Origin of the sequence: Bacillus arachidis, from assembly GCF_030285945.1 — a bacterium.
In the GTDB taxonomy this organism is placed as follows: domain Bacteria; phylum Bacillota; class Bacilli; order Bacillales; family Bacillaceae_G; genus Bacillus_A; species Bacillus_A arachidis.
Map to the genome: position 1 here is coordinate 1,860,164 of NZ_CP127376.1, position 18,611 is coordinate 1,878,774.

Sequence of the window (18,611 nt, forward strand, 5' to 3'; positions counted from 1 at the left end):
CAAATTTTGGGGCCTTGAAACGTGAAAAGACTGCAAAGATTTCTAAAAAAAATCGCTTTGCAGTCTTTTAATCTCTTGTTTCGTTTAAATAAAAATCAATCGTATTTCCTTCTGAATCAACGGTACGATATAGATACACCTAGATAGCACGATTTGCAATATAACCCAGTAAATTAACTTTTTCGCCTTGTTCGTGATAATCAAGAAAAATACCAGGGTTATCTGTTGAGCCAATGATTGTCCTTTGCTGAATCTTTAATCCCTCTTTCCCTAAGTTAGACTCAAGATAATTTGGGTATAAGACATGTGGGTGTGAATTAGGGTATAGGGTGCGAAAATTAAGTAAAGAGGTTGCACCTTCATGATAATACAGGTAATTTCCAATGACCTTAGATCTGTCGTTCATATAAGTCTGTAACAAGGTAATTGGGAAGACGTTTTTATGCGAACAAACATCGTTAGTAGTAATACTGTCTATCACGACATCTATTGATCCAGGTTTTAGAGGGAGAAGATAGTCAGTATTTTGGATATACACAATACGAAGTTTTGAGTTGACTTTTTCAATTAAACACTTCAATTTTTTAATCATAGTCAAAGAGAAACCACAAAAAATATAGAAGGTATCCGAGTCAAGTGATGATATGTACTTTGGTAAGGAGACAGATATATCAATATTTGTTTCAATTACGACTTTATTTGATAAATCTTGTTCCTTCAATACCTTAATCATCCATTGGTCCCCTTTTTCTCTTAAGCTGACAAAACTTGGGGTAAATTCCTTCATTGTTTCTTCATTGAGGATACAGTAGGGAGATTCCTCTAGGTTTGAAGTCACTACTATCCCATCTTGTATTGAGGAAAAGTAACCACATGAACAGGTTAATTTTGCTTCAGAAATATTACTGTCCTGTATAGATGCATCACTAATGTTTAATTGGACTTTGCAATACGGACAATAAAAAAGTGGAATGAAGGATATTGGTACACCGGTATAGCTGCATGAAATAGCGGGTTGCTCGAAGGATTGCAACTTATCATCTATGAGTTTAATAAATCGGTTCAATTCCTTTTTTTCTTCTACAAACGTATTTTTCTTCTCCGATAAGAGATTTTGATAATAACTAATGTCGATATTAATGGTCAAACGTTTGTATGAAAGAAATTTTTGAATTTCTTTCAAAGAGAACTGTAGATGTTTTAGTTCTAATATTAACTCCATGTCATCGAGACAGGATTGATTCAATTGGAACTGAGCCCTCTTTTTTTCTGGAACTAATAACCCTAGTTCAATATAGTAACGAATTGTATCCACAGAAACATTATAAAGTTTAGCAAAAGACCCGATTTTCAACTATATCCCCCCGATCTACAAAAAAGTGGTTATGAACTCCATGTTTTCAAGAAATAATGTGAAAATACTTGTATTGACATGAAGTTCAACCCGACAGTTATTATAAATATACATATAATTTACAGAATAATCAAAAAATATAGGGTGTTATTTGATTTATTCGCAAACTATTATGAAAAATAATGTTGTAGTAATTAATAAGTACAACTTTTCGAAAATTTCGTCAAGGGGGAATTCAGGTGAACGCTGATTTTATATTCATAAATGGTGAGGTTATAACGGTAAATCATGAAAATGATGTTGAGCAAGCTATTGCTATTAAGGGGAATCTAATTATCGCCGTAGGTACAAACGAGGATGTAAAACCTTATATTACTGAGAATACAAAAGTTATTGATTTGCAGGGGAAAAGTCTTCTTCCAGGATTTATCGATTCACATCTACATATGCTGCATGGAACAAATAAATTAGGGGTTGATTGTAAGGAGTTGCATATTAAGTCTATAAAAGATCTTATAGAAGCTCTCAAGGCAAAAAAAATAGAAACACCAAAAGGGCAATGGATTCGTGCTTCTGGATTTAACGAAATGGCAATTTTGGAGGGAAGATATCCTACAATCGATGAATTGGATGATGTTTCTCAGGAGCATCCCATTTATATTTCGAGAACATGCAACCATATATGCGTGGTAAATAGCAAAGCTCTTGAAATAGCGGGTATTGATGAAGATACACCAAATTTGGATCATACTCAAATTGAACGAGACGACACTGGTAAATTAACTGGGCGATTAATTGAGAGTGCCAATATGAAGATGTTTGAGGTCGCCAAATATACGGAGGAAGAATTACTCAAGGCTTTTAAACTAGCATCTGATGACTTTCTCTCTTATGGAATTACAAGTGTTCACGATGCGGGTGGGCACGGTCCTGATCATTTCAGAAACATTTTTAAGGCAGTGCAAGCTGGCGATGTTCGCGTTCGTGTATATGCAATGATATGTGCACTACATAATTCGGAAGAGTTCGTTGATAAAATGATCGATGCAGGAATTGTCACAGGTATAGGAGACGATAAGTTTAGAGTTGGGCCCGCCAAAATATTTACCGATGGAAGCAGTAGTGGTCCAACTATCGCAACTAGAAAACCATATACGAGTAACTCTACTGATTATGGCATTCTTTATTATACTCAGGAAGAGATTGATAGGATTTTAACAAGAGCACATCAAAAAGGATTTCAAATTACGGCACATGCCCAAGGGGATAAAGCGATTGAAATGGTTCTGAATTGTATTGAAAGTGCACAGCAAAAGTATCCTAGAGCAAACAGTCGACATCGAATTGAACATGCTGGTATTGCCGAGCCCGACTTACAAGAACGTATGAAAAAGCTTGGTGTGATTCCGATACCAAATCCGCCATTTTTCTATGAATTTGGTGAAGGTTATATGAAGAATTATGGTGAGCGTGTAAACCATATGTATCCTCTCCGTGATTATTTGAATCATGATATTATCGCTGCCGCCGGTTCTGATTGTCCCGTAACCTCCTGCGATCCTTTATTAGGAATACATGTTGCGGTAAATAGAAAAAGTAAAAATGGTATTGATGTAGGTGGAAATCAAAGGGTTAGCGTTTTGGAAGCGATTCGTCTGTACACATGGAATGGTGCCTATGCAAGTTTTGAAGAAGATCGTAAAGGAAGTCTTGACGCTGGGAAGTTTGCGGATTTGATAGTACTAGATAAAAGTATTTTGAATACAGAAGAGCAGAATATTAAAGATTTAGTAGTAAATATGACAATGGTCGATGGAGAAATTGTATTCCAGAGGGAAGGAGTCCTTTCAAAAGGATAGGAGTAGGGAATATAGTTCATCGGAGGAGCTATTATTCCAAATCGGGATGATAGTGCATACGATGAGGTTTATGACGCATAGATGGTAGTTTTGAAAGCGGTTTCCTTGTTAAACCCACAATCTTTATCAATACTAGGCCAGAGATGAGAAATGTGCAGGAAGAAATCTTTGGCCCAGTTTTAGTTGTTCAAAAGTTTAGAGATGAAGAAGAAGCGATTACTTTGGCGAATCATACAGTATTTGGGTTGGGTGGCTATAAACAAAGTGGAATTGGTAGAGGGCAGGGGAACATACGGACTCGATGAATTTTCAGAAGTAAAGCAAATTAATCTAAGCTATAAGGCACAACGGGTTGGATGGTTTTCTAATCAATAAATATAGTTTAGGGAGGTAATGTATGGATCATACAAACTTGGAGATTCCAAAAATAGAAAATATTAAACCGAAAGCACTTGTGGAGAGAGAATTAGGAACAAAAAAAATAACGTATTTGTTTTACCGTTATATTTTGCTTGCTATATTAGGGAACATATTTTTGGCAGTTACTTCATTTGTAGATGGGAATATTTTGGGGAATATAGGGGCAACAGAACTAGCGGGTGTGGGGATTGGTTTTACTATTATGGTTCTCTCTCGTGCGATAGGTACGCTAGTTGGAGTTGGAGCGGGAGCGGTGGCTGCTCTTAGATTAGGAGCTGGAAAAATCGATGAAGCAAGAAATGTTGTTGGTCAATCGATTTGGTTTGGGATCATCCTGTCAACAATGATTGGTGTCGCTGGTTATATTTATAATGAGCCTCTTATGCGTTTTTTTGGTGCGGATGATCAGGCATTACCGTATGCAATTCAGTTTGGAAATTACATGTGGCTTTCGTTTCCTTTTACAGTATTAGCAGTTATTCTTAGTATTCTTGCTATTCTTGACGAACGCCCGGGACTTAGCGTGTGGAGTTGGTTTGTTGGAGCCATTTTAGCAGCTGCTGTGGAACTACTATTATTTCATAAATTTCAATATGGAATAATAGCTTCCGCTTGGGCTAATATTATTTCTCAATCGACCCCATGTCTTCTTATTTTTTATTTTCTATTTAGCAAAACTTTGCTCAAACCTAAGCTGAAGGACTTGAAAATGAAGTTAAGAGATATTTGGGAAGTAAATGCAACCGGATTTGCCGCATTTTCAATTTCACTTACTATGTTTATCTCCGTCATTATTATTAATAATTTGTTAGCTTCATTAGGGGGAGAATTACATATATCCGCCTTTGCCATACAAAATGGATATATAACTAACTTTCTTATTTTAATCGCAATGGGGGTAGTAACTGGTATTCAACCGATTATTAGTTATAATTATGGTGCTAGGCTGTATGAGCGGGTAAGGGAAGTTACTCGGTTAGGAATTATATTTACATTCATAACTAGTGCTTTCTTGACAGTATTATTGTTTTTCTTTGTCGATCCGATAGTTGGTTTCTTTACAGGAGGAGATGCAGCTTTACAAGATATTAGTATATGGTCGACAAGAGTGTTTAACTTGTCTTTTCCATTTGTCGCAATTGTAGTGCTCATATCGGGCTATTTTGAGGCGATAGAGCAAAACGCTAAGGCGACGTTTATAGGAATAGGGCGATCTTTTCTTTTTTCGTTACCGTTATTTTATCTTCTCCCTAAGATGTATGGAGTTGAAGGTGTATGGTATTCTATTCCAGTTGCGGATATACTTGCATTTTTGATAGCTCTTCTCTTTATGTATAAAGAGTTTCAAAGATTAAAGGATATGAACAAAAACGAGAGATATAGAGGTCAAAAAAGATAGTCTAATTGAATTTGTATGTAAGATTAAAATTGTGCATTTCATTTAGTAATCGTATCATCTGAAAATAAATCAGATGATAGATGAGAGAGGAATTAGTAATAAGTAGTAGTGAATGAAGAAAATATTTTATTGATGCAAGAGTTACTGAAGGGGGGAGAATTGTGGCGTTTATCGTTAAAAAAATTTCATCACAAGAATATGAGAAATTAGAAGTTGCTACATGGCATGTTTCACTCTAGGTTATGATGAATTATAAACAACTTATATATTTAATTTCATTTTGGACAGATTTCATCAACGTGGTGAAGCTGTCTTTTTTCATCGTAAATATGTCAATACCATTAAAGATAAGAAGAGTAGGATCGGTACTTTTCCTTATAGAGTTTAAAAGAAGTGAAGCTGTAAAGATAGTCCACTGCAAATAGTGGAATAAATAAGAAAATAATGAACATGAGAGGGGGGCATATTTATGAAATTAACTGAGCGGGAAAAACTCACAAAAAAAATTGAGAATCATCTTCGTATTACAGCACGTCAACTTGTAAAGTTTGATACGGAAGAGGAGACGTTACAATATTTAATTGAATCATTTCGTTCTAAGTTAGCTTGTGATTTAGTTTGTATTATTTTAAAAGAAGGTGAGAACTTAATTCCTAAAGTATGGAGCGGCGGTTCAGATACGTTTGGAGACTCATTCCCAATAAAAATAGATGAATGCTCGCCAAAACTTCTCATTCAGGGTTTAACAATTGAGAAGTCTAATTGGGAAACGAAATGCGAATTGGTTAAATTATTGCAAGCAGAAAAAATACAAACATGGTTTACTGTCCCTTTAAAAGACGAGGAAAATAGTTTTGGATTCTGTATTATCGGTTTTATGAATGCAGTTCCGTTATTTATGGAAATGGACAAGCCATTTGTAGACTTTGGAAAAGATATAGCAGTAGCAATAGCTCTGGCAAAAAGAAAAGAAACTCAAAAAAAGACCATGTTAGATGTAGAATGGATTAGTAAAAATCTCTTTTCAGATTCATCTATAGAAGAAGTGGTCGAAAAAATAGTAGAGCGTGCAGGGAAAGAGACTAACGCGATGGGTGCATGCATCTATTTGTATCATGAAAAAGAAAATTATTTTTCTTTTCAACCGCCTTCATACGGAGAAATAAATCAATCTAAAAAAATTATTACTGAAAATAATTATATGCTAAAAGAATATTTTCCGTTTTTGGAAGTTACCGGTGGATCTCAACTAACGGTTCCGTTAGTTGTAAATCTTAAAACAATTGGTGTGTTACATGTCGAAACGAAAAGTAAAGGTGTATTCACAAATGAGGATTTAGAAGTCCTTGAATTATTATCTAGTCATGTTGCTGCTATGCTTGAAAACGTTCGTTTATATATGAATGAAAAAGAGCATAAACAGCGGCTACATTCACTATTGGATTTTCAACAGGCACTTGTCAAAGAAACTGTAGATCAAGATGATTTCAATGGCATTACGACAACTTTAAGTAAAACTTTATCAAAATCAGTGGTTGTATTAGATCGATTTTTACGTCCAATTTCGTATTACCTATCTTCTGGAAAGCAAACGGGTATTGAAGAGATAGTTGAATGTGCAATATATCAAATTATTCAAGAGAAAAATAGAGACGCAGAGTTTTCTCTTAAAAATATAAATGAAACGAAAATCGTTTTTTGGCGGATTAGGGGTGGAGGTGATCTATTAGGTTATCTTGTTATTGAACTGTCGAACGATGAAGTTGATGAGTTTCAGCGGATTAGTATTGATTCCGCCTTAAACGTATTTTCAATTCAATTTATAAAGCAAAAACTGGTCTTAGATACAAAAGAACAGGTCAAGGATAGTTTCATCCACAAACTATTAGTTGAAAAAATAGAGGATCGAGAAACCATTTTTCAACATGCTAATGTATTTAACTGGGATTTATTTGATCAGCATCGCATCTCAGCACTTTCTATTACGTTTAATGAAACGGACATAAAACATAGTGATATTCTAAAACAACAAGCGCAAAAATCATTACTGTGGGAACAATTAAAAATGCAGATTTCTATCGTGGACAAAGATATTCTTCTTGCAAATAAAGGAGACGAATATATAATGTTTGTTCCCATAGAAAAAGAAAAAAATAATCCCAAAAATTATTGGTCCAATCTTTATGGAAATATTAAGAGATGGATGGAAATGGAGAAAATGTCCGTTCAAGTTTTCCTAGGTGTAGGTGGGGAAACAAAAGAGTTACAAGATTACTATACTTGTTATCGTCAGGCGATACAAGCTCTTCATGTTGTATCTAATTGTTTTGATAGAGGAGGGGTTGCATTGTTTGATGAACTAGGCGTTTATACCGTATTGCATTATTTAAAAGATTCTTCAGTAGCAACTCTATTTATAAAAAAGCATCTTGGACCGTTATTATATGATTCAGAAGGGAAAAACGCAGATTTGTTTCAAACATTGCGAGTATATCTTCATCATAATGGGAGTCTTAAAGATACGTCTGAGGAGCTTTATATTCATAGGAGTACACTTCAATATCGAATCGAGAAAATAAAAAATTTACTAGAAGTGGATCTTGATTATTCTGAACACAGATTGAATTTAATGATGGCTTTTAAGTTATATGATTTATATTATAAGGATTCCTCCAAAAAGCTGAAAATGTAAATCTTCTTTCCTACTTTGTGTAGGAATTATTTTAAATTATTCTATTTTATAATAAAAATACAGAAAAATTAAAAAATAAGGAGGTAAGTTGATGAGTATATTAACAGTTGGCATAGTCGGTGCTGGCACAATGGGAAGTGGGGTTGCCAATTTGGCAGCTATGTCAGGGTTTAACGTCATATTACGAGATGTTGAAGAGAAATATCTTCAACACGCTATAGCTAAAATAGAAAAGTTTATAGACAGAAGTATTTCTAAAGGGAAGATGACAGTAGAGCAAAAGGAAGAAGTAATGGAACGAATTACAGTAACAACAGATCTCGAAGATATGAAAGAAGTTGATATTGTTATTGAGGCTATCATTGAAGATTTAGAACTGAAAAAGGAAGTTTTCTCAAAGTTAGATGAAATTGTTCCTGAAAACGTAATTCTTGCCACTAATACTTCATCGATGTCCATCACAGCAATTGCTGAAGCGACAAAGAGACCAGAACGTGTTGCTGGTATGCATTTTTTTAATCCAGCACAAATTATGAAACTAGTGGAAGTGGTTCGTGGTTATAAAACAAGCAATGAAACAGTAGAAGAAATTAAAGCATTTTCGAAGAAACTGAACAAGGAAACTGTAGAAGTAAAAAAAGATACACCAGGATTTATTGTAAACCGAATTATGATTCCGCAATTTATTGAAGCGATTAAACTTTTAGAAGAGGGAGTTGCATCTCCAGAAGATATTGATAAAGCGGTTACATTAGGCTTGAATTATCCAATGGGTCCATTTGCTTTACAAGATTACGCAGGTGTAGATATCGGTCTCCACGTAATGGATTATTTTTATGAGGAATTCAAAGATAATCGCTTTGCACCCCCTGTACTACTTAAATCGCTTGTAAGGGCTGGAAGATTAGGGAGAAAGACTGGGGCTGGTTTCTACGACTACGACAAATGAATAATTGGGGGGAGTAAAAATGAATTGTGAGTTTTTACAATATGAAATTGAAAATAAAGTAGCGATTGTATATATAAATCGCCCGCCATTCAATCCATTAAACACACACGTATTTAATGAATTGAACTCTTTGATGCATGATCTTGAAGTCAATACCGAAGTACATGCAATCGTACTTACAGGTAGCGGTGAAAAAGCATTTGTGGCAGGTGCGGATATTCATCAAATGTTAGACTTGGATTTAGTTGGAATGATGGAAATGAATACAATTTCAAGAGCGGCTTTTTCTAGTATTGAAAACTTATCAAAACCCGTTATCGCTGCTATTAATGGGTTAGCACTTGGTGGAGGGCTTGAATTGGCTTTAACGTGTGATTTACGTATAAGCTCGGACAAAGCTAAATTTGCATTCCCTGAAGTAAACCTTGGCATTATCCCTGGAGGTGGGGGTACGCAGCGTTTACAAAGGTTAGTAGGTCAAGGAGTTGCAAAAGAGTTGTTGTATTTCGGAGAGATGTTTGATGCACAAAGAGCATTAGCAATTCAATTAGTCAACAAAGTTGTACCAGCAGAAGAATTACTATCAACTGCTAGAGAATGGGCTGAAAAGCTGGCACAGAAACCAATTGTTGGTATGCGTATGCTAAAGACCGCTGTTAATACAGGTAGCAACGTTGATCTTGAATCTGCACTAACAATTGAGAGCGCATGTTTTGGAACTGCATTTGTCACAGAAGATCGAAAAGAAGGGATGACAGCCTTTACAGAAAAAAGAAAACCAATCTTTGTAGGGAGATGATTCTTCATGAGTAAGACAGATGTGGTTTTAGTAGAAGGTGCTCGTACACCTTTGGCAGAATTTTGCGGATCGTTTCGAGATGTTTCTGCCATTGATTTGGGAGCGATAGCTTCAAAGGAAGCGATAAAAAAGGCGAATGTCAATCCTGAGGAAATCGACCAAGTAGTGTTCGGAAATGTCCAACAATCCAGCCGTGATGCGCACTATTTGGCTCGACATGTAGGGTTAAAAGCGGGACTCCCTATTCATGTTCCAGCCTTAACTGTCAATCGCTTGTGTGGAAGCGGTCTAGAATCTATTTTAACCGCCGCGCGATATATTCTTACAGGAGAAGCGAACATGGTCTTAGCCGGAGGGGCTGAGAACATGAGTCAAGTTCCCCATGTCATTAGAGGAATGCGATGGGGGAGTCCGTTAGGCTCACCTACTATGGAAGATTGGGTGTGGGACGGTCTTTATGATACTTATGGAGATTGCACTATGGCTGTGACTGCAGAAAATTTAGCGAAAAAATATAAACTTTCTCGTGAAGAAATTGATGAATATGCTTTTTTAAGTCATCAAAAGGCCCTAGCCGCCATGGAGAAGGGATATTTTAAGGAAGAAATCATTCCAGTTACTGTGAAGGATAAAAAGGGATCTAAGGTTATTGATACGGATGAACATCCGAGAAACACGAGCATAGAGCAACTGAGCAAATTGAAGGCTAGATTTATTGAAGGAGGGGTTATTACACCGGGGAATGCTAGTGGAATGAATGATGCCGGAGCAGCAGTTGTTTTAGCTTCTGAAGAATATGCAATCAAAAAAGGGTTGAAGCCTCTTGCACGATTGGTTTCTTGGGATGTAGTCGGAGTGGAACCAGAGCTCATGGGGATCGGTCCAGCACCGGCCATCCGACGCGCCCTGCGGAAGACCAGTCTAAAATTGGAAGATTTGGACTTGATTGAAATCAATGAAGCCTTTTCTGCGCAATATTTGGCCTGTCAAAAGGAATTAGGATTTAATCCGGAAATTGGAAATGTGAATGGTGGGGCCGTTGCCTTAGGTCATCCTTTGGCAGTTTCGGGAACAAGAATTTCTTTATCTTTAATCTACGAACTTGATCGCAGGGGAAAGAAATATGGAGCATCATCTGTCTGTATCGGTGGAGGTCAAGGGATTGCTGCTATTTGGGAGCGACTGTAAGAAGGGAGGGTGAAAAATGAGCTACAATTTATCATTACCAGAGGTACTTAACCATTCGTCTCAAAAATTCCTAGAGAAAGAGGCGTTATATGATGGATATAGTCGTGTTACGTATGGAGAGTTGAAAAATCATGTTGAATATATAGCGTCAGCATTGTCCCAGCAGGGAATTGCAAAAGGCGACAGAGTGATTGTCTGCTTACCAAATTGGAATGAATTTGTAACGATATATTTTGCTATAGCACGATTAGGGGCTATTCTCATTCCATGTAATACACGTTATCGTACTACAGAGCTAGAATATATAGTAGAGAATTCTCAAGCAAAAGCAGTTTTTCTTATGGAGGATTTTCATCATATTGACCTCTTCAAACCATATTTGAATGGAATAAAAAAGTCTCACGCACTGGAATGCATTTTCACAGTGCGTTTTAAGCAAGATGGATATTATTCTTTTAATGAATTAATTGAGTTAGGACAAAAAACTCCAGCCCCGAAAGTTGTAATTGACCCAAAGGAAGATGTTTTCGCCATTTTATATACATCAGGTACAACCGGTAGACCAAAAGGAACGATGCTCACACATGAAAATGTGGTCTTTACAGCTAAACTATCAGCAGAATGGCTGCGGTGTAGTAGCTGTGATGTATTTTTAATAGCTGTTCCTGTTTTCCATATATTTGGAATGGTACCTGGCATTTTATCAGCTATTTCGTCAGCAGCCAAAATTGTATTTATGGAGAAATACAATGCAGAAAAAGCGTTAAAAATTATAGAACTAGAAAAAATCACAATTCATCATGGTGTTCCTACCATGTTTATTCTCGAGTTAAATCATCCTACCTTTACAAAAGTAGATTTAACATCATTACGTACAGGGATTATTGCATCCGCACCCTGTCCGGAAGAAATAGTCACCAAGATTCGAAGGGTCATGGGATGCGACATTGTCGTATCATATGGGTTAACCGAAACGTCTGCTGGTTTAACCTTTACTAGTTTTGATGATGATGATTCGATTCGTTCAGAAACGGTCGGGAAGGCAGCGCCTGGTGCAGAAATAAAGATTGTAGATGCAAAGCGAGAGGAAGTAGCATCTGGAGAAGTCGGCGAATTAGTATGCAGAGGCTTTGGGGTTATGAAAGGTTATTACCAAATGCCTGATCAAACAAGAGAAGCTGTTGATAAAGATGGATGGTTTTACACGGGTGATTTAGCGACAAAAGACGAAAGGGGTTACATACGGATAGTTGGGCGAAAAAAGGAGATGATCATTCGTGGAGGATATAATATTTATCCTAGAGAAATCGAGGAAGTTTTTTATAAGCACCCTAGTGTGCTCGAAGTAGCTATTATTGGATTACCTGATTCTGTTTTAGGCGAAATTTCTTGCGCCGTGATTAAACTAAAGCCTAATTATGTTGAAGATGAAGGTTCCATGAAGGATTACGTGAAAGATAAAATCGCAAATTATAAAATCCCTGATAGAATCGTCTTTATGGAAGAGTTGCCGATGACAGCAAGTGGAAAAATTAAGAAACTAGTATTACAGGATGTTATTAAAGAGAAGTTATATTCCTCTCTTCAGTAAATCTTGAATATTTTTCTAATTATTAATGAAATGTTTTAATCTGATAGGCTATTTCGTTTATATAAATCTAAGGTTTGAATTCTGAATATTCTGCAATTTACGGAAGTTAGAATCTATATGAATCAAGTAAAGCCGGCTTAGATTATATTAAACTTTAAAATCATGCCCGCCGGCTATTTTATGTAGAACTAGGATATTCAAGCTGAAAAACGGTATTGAATCGTTCATGATAACTTCGAAATGTTAAGGAGAGATATATATGAACAGTTATGATGATTAACATTATAAGAGACAAGTATTAGTTATTGGGGCTGGTCCAGTTGGTTTGACAGCGGCTTTGGCCCTTCGAAGCTTAGGGTTAGTTGATGATCAATTCTATGTACTGTAATCGGTACATTCTTTTTTAGATGACTAATGTCAGTGTGTTCAAGTTTCATCGTTTTTTAACACCTGTAATTTTCGAAAAATATTAAATTGATTTCGGAGGTGTACGTATTGAACGCAATCAACGCAACTCAAATTATTGACCGTAGTCGTTTTAGTTCGTTCCATATTTCTTTAGTTTTTTGGTGCTTTCTAATCATTCTTATTGATGGATATGATGCAGTAATATATGGTTCGGTCGTTCCAATTTTAATAGAAGAATGGGCAATGACACCCGTTACAGCAGGTACAATCGGCAGTTATACTGCTGCAGGGACAGCCCTTGGTGCTATATTGTTTGGGTTTTTAGCTGATAAAGTAGGAAGGAAAAAAGTAATTTTATTTTGTACTGCGCTCTTTAGTCTTTTTACGGCTTTAGCAGGGTTTGCCGAAGGACCTTTAGCTTTTACGGTATTACGTATTATAGCCGGATTAGGACTTGGAGGTGTTATGCCTAATGTTATCTCATTAACAACAGAATATGCTCCTAAACGAATAAGGACCGCTATAGTTTCATTTGTCTTTTGTGGTTATTCAGTTGGAGGCATTATAGCAGCGCTATTAAGTAAATCGATGCTACCTACAATGGGATGGAAGCCGATATTTTGGGTTGCAAGCTTGCCTTTACTGTTACTTCCATTGATAGCTAAAGCAATACCTGAATCTGTAGGCTTTCTTTTGGATAAAAGTAAAGATAAAGAAATAAGTAATATACTTAGTAAATTAGATTCGGAGTACAAAATGAGTGAAAATGTTAAATTTGAAAGACCGCAAGTGAAGGAAAAAGGATCACCTATTGTTAAATTATTTGAAAAAAAGAGGGCTCTTAGTACCATCATGTTCTGGATTTCTTGCTTTAGTTGTTTTGTGCTGATCTATACGATGAGTACATGGCTGCCAAAGTTAATGATTCAAGCCGGGTATGATTTAAGTTCAAGTTTAACATTTACGGCAATGCTGAATGTCGGTGCCATAATAGGAACTATAATTTTTGGACGGTTAACTGATAAATGGGGATTCAAAAAGGTTATGATACCGCTTTATATTTGCGGGGCACTAGCTCTTTCTGCTATTGGCCTTACAAAGAGCTCATTGGTTGCATATATATTGATCGGTGTTATCGGTGCTGCATCAGTTGGTGTTCAAAATATAGGAAATGCTTTTGTTTCTCAATATTATCCGCCTTCAATGCGCTCAACTGGTATCGGAGCTACTATGGCATTCGGGAGAATTGGAGGTATTGTAGCACCTACATTTGTAGGAGTATTATTAACGATGAATTTACCGGCGAATATGAATTTTATAGTTATTGGAATAGCTGCAATAGTGGGAGCGATAGCTATACTATTTGTTCAAGAACGATACTCCGACTATAAAACTGAAGGTAAGAATGTAGATGTGTCGCAAAAAGATTTAGGAGAAAAAATGTAAAGATGATGGAAGAGTAATAAACATATGAGTTCGCGTAAATCATTTATAAAAATATAGGCTATGTAGGATGATATAGTAAACAATTTCGTTCTCCCCAAAAGCTACACTAAATTTAATAAATACACCAGTGATTATCTACTTTACATTATGTTGTCCCAATAGTGTTACCTCTATTGGGACATTTTATTTTTGTGAAAATGCAATAACGCGAGCAAATGATATGAAGTATTATCAAAAAGGGGGCCTATGTGCAGGCTGTATTTTTCTCGTATTAACAGGCTGCTCGTAAAAGCTCAATCGGTTTAACTAATAATCAGTGGGGAATCAAGACCCCTCCACTGATTAGAGTCTCACTTTACCACGCCGTAACAGAATGAAATAACCTTTTTTACTTAATTTGTTATGATATGAGTATGAACTTTTTATTTAGGGAAGAAATATAACAAATAATAAGTACTCGACTCAGTGAGTTAAACAAAAGGATGTGTCGTGATGAATAAAGAGAAGAAATATACAGTTGTAGGTACTGATATTGATGAAGTGAAACGTTTAAATAAAAATTCCGGACTAACGTATAATCAAGTAAAAGAATTATTAGCAAAGCGAATGAACCGGAGATAAAAAGATTAAATAGAGCCATAAACAATTACGTTTATGGTTTGTTTATGTGTTTTAGAATATCGCCGATGACTAAAAGGATATGCTGATATAAATGTACACCTATAAATAAGAAAATCAGACAATTAAGAAGAAAAAAGTGGATTCTTTCAAACTAGTAAGAAAGAATGTCTTTAGGAGTTCATAAAATGTTATAAGATAGTAATGAATAAACGGTCAATATTTTCATAAATATATTGAATTTCTATCTATTGAAGGGGGCGATTAATTCTTAATGATTCAAATGAAAAATTTCTTTCAAAGCAGAGGGTTTCAGAGGCTCCTTGTATTAGTCATTTTAGCCCTTATATTATACGGGCTAAAAAGCATGATTAATTTAATATTGATTACCTTTATCCTTACGTTTCTAATGGATCATTTTCAAAGATTTATTTCTGAAAAGCTTAATCGGTATGTGAAGATAAATAGGAAAGTGATAATCGCTTTTTTATACATTGTTTTAGTAGCGTTTATTATTACTATTGTATATAAATATTTACCTGTATTGACAATACAGATTTCACAATTGATTCACCAGTTTAAGTTGTTTTTTAAAAATCCTCCTGATAATGAAATGATAAGATATGTGTTTACTGCAATTAATCAAATGGAAGTATCGAAGTATATTGAACAAGGTGTGGATGTGATTTATCAATCGTTAGCGAATATCGGAAAGGTAAGTTTACAAATTTTACTTTCGCTTATTTTAAGTTTATTTTTCTTGTTAGAAAAGGAGCGTATTATTGTTTTTACCTCTAAATTTAAAGGGAGTAAGCTGAGTATTTTCTACGAGGAAATTGCATACTTCGGTCAGAAATTTGCTCGTTCATTTGGAAAGGTTATTGAAGCGCAGTTTTTAATAGCTATTGTAAATTGTATTTTATCTGTTATTGCACTTTGGTTTTTAGGATTTCCACAGCTTCTTGTATTAGCAGTTATGATTTTTTTGCTGGGGCTCATTCCTGTTGCAGGTGTTATTATTTCACTATTTCCACTTTGTATCATTGCGTATAATATTGGGGGAATTGCATATGTCGTATACATATTAATTTTTATTACAGTTATTCATGCAATTGAAAGCTACATCTTAAATCCGAAGTTTATGTCTGCGAAAACAAATTTACCTATTTTTTATACATTTATGGTTCTTATCTTTTCGGAGCATTTTTTAGGAATATGGGGGCTTATTATTGGGATTCCAATCTTTATCTTTTTACTTGATGTGCTTGAAGTATATGATGGAGAGAAAGTTCATCCACATACAGAATGAATTTTTAAACTATGCAAAAAGCAATTCAAAATAATTGGATTGCTTTTTGCAAGGTCATAATCAACGTGTATTTTATAGTATAGGAGCCATAGTTTCTTTTAATACTTGAACAGAGTGATCGAACTTTAACTCTTCGTCTTCACTCAAATCAACTTCTAAAATTTCACGAACACCTTGACGATTTAAGACCGCAGGAACACCGATATAAACATCTTTTTGTCCATATTGCCCTTCAAGATATGCAGATACAGTTAATACGCTATTTTCATCATTTAAAATTGCTTTTGTTACGCGTAAAAGTGACATACCGATTCCATAATATGTAGCACCTTTTCGTTCAATGATGTGATAGGCTGCATCGCGAACGTTTATAAAGATTTCATCTAAATCTTTTTGGCTAACTTCATTATCTTTTTCAAGAATCGTTTGTAGTTTTTGGATTCCAATTGATACGTGACTCCAAACAGGAAGCTCTGTATCGCCATGCTCACCAATAATATAAGCATGAATATTGTGAGATCCAATATTAAAATATTCTCCTAGCATATAGCGGAAACGAGCAGAATCTAGAGTTGTACCCGAGCCAATTACTCGTTCTTTCGGTAAGCCAGATTCCTTCCAAGTTACGTAAGTTAGAATATCTACAGGGTTTGTAGCGATTAAGAAAATACCATCAAATCCGCTATCCATAATACTACGAACAATTTGTTTGAAAATTTTAGTGTTTTTTTCAACTAAATCTAAACGTGTTTCACCTGGTTTTTGTGGTAAACCAGCAGTAATTACAACAAGATCTGCATCTTTACAATCTTCATAGCTTCCTTTCCAAACTCTTGTTGGTGCTGGAGCAAAGGGAACTGCATGACTTAAGTCCATTGCTTCTCCTTCTGCTTTCGCTTCGTTTACATCAACGAGAACAAATTCTTCTGCAACCCCTTGGTTAATCATACAGTAAGCGTAGCTACATCCTACTGCCCCAGTTCCGACTAATACAACACGGTTAATCCCTTTTTTCATATGACAATTCCTCGCAATTTCAATAATTTTTTTATATGTAAAAAAAATAGGTATTACTATTATAGATTCAAATCTAGTTTATTACATTTCATGAAATATATACAATTATTTCAAAATCTGTTCATATCGGTATTAATTATAAGGAGTGAAACATAAGTATCTTTTAGCTGGGGTCAAAATCCATACTTTTGCGGAGGATTTATAGCTCTTGAACTAAGACTAGACATCGACTTATAAATCGCAGTGGCTTGCGTACATTTTATAGGAGAACATACGACGTTAACACACGGTTAAATACCAAGAGCAAGTGGGTTACTTATGAAGTGAATCAACATAATGAGCTTGTTTTGTTTACAAATAGCAGCTGTTTTAATAAAATAATGAATATAAATCGTAATAATTACGCTTTGAAAAATAGAAACGCAGAAATGGATGGTCGGTAATATGAGTAAAGTAGAAATTCATATATTGGGTGGCTTTTTAGGTAGCGGAAAATCAACACTGTTACAAAATTTATTATTAGCAGAAAAAAAGAAAAATCGAAAAGTCGCTGTTTTAATGAATGAAATAGGAGAATACTCGGTAGATACAGATATTATAGGGAAGGAGAATGTTTTAAGAGAACTTCTAAAAGGATGTATTTGTTGTACATTAAAAGATGAGCTTGAGATTCAGTTGCATTCTTTATACCAACAAGAAAGGCCGGATGTAATCTATATAGAAACAACAGGAGTTGCTCACCCAATTGAAGTGTTAGATGCATGTCTTTCACCTATTTTAGCTCCTTATCTTGACGTGAAATCCATTGTTGTTGTATTGGATGCACTGAGATGGTTAAAGCGTGATACACTAAGTAAAAATATTCAACAACTTTTACATGAACAAATCAAATACGGAAGTCATATCCTCATTAATAAATTAGATTTATTAAAAGATGAGGAGAAGAAAAAAGTTTTAGAAGAAGTAGCAGCAATAAATAAACATGCGAAATTGTATGAAACGCAGTATTGTAATATATCTTTAGAGGATATAGAGGGTGTGGAACTTACAGAAGATAAAGAACATGAAACATTACATATGAAGCAGCATTTACATATACAAACGATGACATATCAATTTACGAAATTAATTAATCAAGATCAATTATATGAATGGCTTTCCAATTTACCGCAGGAGATTTATCGTGTAAAAGGATTTGTGAAATTTCATGGAGAGAAATATCCGCACTTATTACAATACTCATTTGGTGTACCGATTTTATTGGAACAGGACTTTGGGTTTCCTACAAACTTGGTGATTATTGGTGAGAGTTTAGATAAGAAACAATTGGCAGAAGAATTAGGTGGATTAGAGAGTAACTCGATTTCATAATTTTTGTTGATATAGAAAAGCAGCGTAGAATTATAGATTCTACGCTGCTTTTGTATGTATAAAAATGATAGTGATTGGAAAGTTAATATTATTTAAAGAAAGCGTAACCTTCATATGCTATAACAACTCTACCATTTGGAAGTTAGTTTTTTGTAGGGCTAAAATATTAGAAGAAGAGAACAGTTATTTTA

The 18,611-nt window shown here is 35.1% G+C and carries 13 protein-coding genes and 3 pseudogenes; 13 read left to right on the plus strand and 3 right to left on the minus strand.

Annotated elements, in window-relative coordinates; all coding sequences use genetic code 11:
• Nucleotides 1–6: 6 nt before the first annotated feature.
• Both QRY57_RS27125 and QRY57_RS10925 read right to left on the minus strand, forming a co-directional pair.
• Nucleotides 7–139: pseudogene (locus QRY57_RS27125) on the minus strand (DDE-type integrase/transposase/recombinase); the annotation flags it as partial.
• Nucleotides 140–1,354 carry a MerR family transcriptional regulator gene (locus tag QRY57_RS10925; RefSeq protein ID WP_286017434.1) on the minus strand — a complete coding sequence of 405 codons (1,215 nt, stop codon included), beginning with the start codon at nt 1,352–1,354 and terminating at the stop codon, nt 140–142. It abuts the pseudogene before it with no gap.
• Nucleotides 1,355–1,593: 239 nt separating this feature from the next.
• Here QRY57_RS10925 and QRY57_RS10930 point away from each other — a divergent pair, with 239 nt between their 5' ends.
• The 12 genes and pseudogenes from QRY57_RS10930 to QRY57_RS10985 all read left to right on the plus strand — a co-directional run bounded on the left by QRY57_RS10930 (nt 1,594) and on the right by QRY57_RS10985 (nt 16,032).
• A complete protein-coding gene (locus QRY57_RS10930) occupies nt 1,594–3,213 on the plus strand; it encodes an amidohydrolase (protein ID WP_286017435.1) in 1,620 nt (539 codons plus the stop codon).
• Nucleotides 3,214–3,311: 98 nt separating this feature from the next.
• A pseudogene (locus tag QRY57_RS10935) lies at nt 3,312–3,588 on the plus strand (aldehyde dehydrogenase family protein); the annotation flags it as partial.
• 22 nt (nt 3,589–3,610) lie between these two features.
• Complete coding sequence (locus QRY57_RS10940) at nt 3,611–5,032, plus strand: MATE family efflux transporter (RefSeq protein WP_286017436.1); 1,422 nt, start codon at nt 3,611–3,613, stop codon at nt 5,030–5,032.
• A 469-nt stretch (nt 5,033–5,501) separates the two neighbouring features.
• A complete protein-coding gene (locus QRY57_RS10945; RefSeq protein ID WP_286017437.1) occupies nt 5,502–7,724 on the plus strand; it encodes a helix-turn-helix domain-containing protein in 2,223 nt (740 codons plus the stop codon).
• A gap of 91 nt (nt 7,725–7,815) precedes the next feature.
• Entirely contained in the window at nt 7,816–8,673 is an 858-nt protein-coding gene (locus tag QRY57_RS10950; protein ID WP_286017438.1) for a 3-hydroxyacyl-CoA dehydrogenase family protein, read from the plus strand.
• Nucleotides 8,674–8,692: 19 nt separating this feature from the next.
• Nucleotides 8,693–9,472: an enoyl-CoA hydratase-related protein gene (locus QRY57_RS10955; RefSeq protein WP_026591973.1), complete on the plus strand. Its 780-nt coding sequence runs from the start codon at nt 8,693–8,695 to the stop codon at nt 9,470–9,472.
• Nucleotides 9,473–9,478: 6 nt separating this feature from the next.
• A complete protein-coding gene (locus tag QRY57_RS10960) occupies nt 9,479–10,660 on the plus strand; it encodes an acetyl-CoA C-acetyltransferase (protein ID WP_286017439.1) in 1,182 nt (393 codons plus the stop codon).
• Nucleotides 10,661–10,676: 16 nt separating this feature from the next.
• A complete protein-coding gene (locus QRY57_RS10965) occupies nt 10,677–12,251 on the plus strand; it encodes an AMP-binding protein (RefSeq protein WP_286017440.1) in 1,575 nt (524 codons plus the stop codon).
• 298 nt (nt 12,252–12,549) lie between these two features.
• Nucleotides 12,550–12,639, plus strand: a pseudogene (locus QRY57_RS10970) (hypothetical protein); the annotation flags it as partial.
• Between the two features lie 107 nt (nt 12,640–12,746).
• Nucleotides 12,747–14,105, plus strand: a complete 1,359-nt coding sequence (locus tag QRY57_RS10975; protein WP_286017441.1) for an MFS transporter — start codon at nt 12,747–12,749, stop codon at nt 14,103–14,105.
• Between the two features lie 492 nt (nt 14,106–14,597).
• Nucleotides 14,598–14,726, plus strand: coding sequence for a hypothetical protein (locus QRY57_RS10980; RefSeq protein WP_026591969.1), 129 nt, complete (start codon nt 14,598–14,600; stop codon nt 14,724–14,726).
• A 271-nt stretch (nt 14,727–14,997) separates the two neighbouring features.
• The gene (locus QRY57_RS10985; RefSeq protein ID WP_286017442.1) at nt 14,998–16,032 is read left to right on the plus strand and encodes an AI-2E family transporter; all 1,035 of its coding nucleotides are present in this window, start codon (nt 14,998–15,000) and stop codon (nt 16,030–16,032) included.
• Nucleotides 16,033–16,104: 72 nt separating this feature from the next.
• Here the strand turns inward: QRY57_RS10985 and QRY57_RS10990 are convergent, their stop codons facing one another.
• Entirely contained in the window at nt 16,105–17,049 is a 945-nt protein-coding gene (locus tag QRY57_RS10990; protein WP_208018262.1) for an L-lactate dehydrogenase, read from the minus strand.
• 444 nt (nt 17,050–17,493) lie between these two features.
• On the opposite strand from QRY57_RS10990, the gene QRY57_RS10995 reads away from it, so the two are divergent.
• Complete coding sequence (locus QRY57_RS10995) at nt 17,494–18,420, plus strand: CobW family GTP-binding protein (RefSeq protein ID WP_208018263.1); 927 nt, start codon at nt 17,494–17,496, stop codon at nt 18,418–18,420.
• The last annotated feature ends 191 nt before the right edge of the window (nt 18,421–18,611 follow it).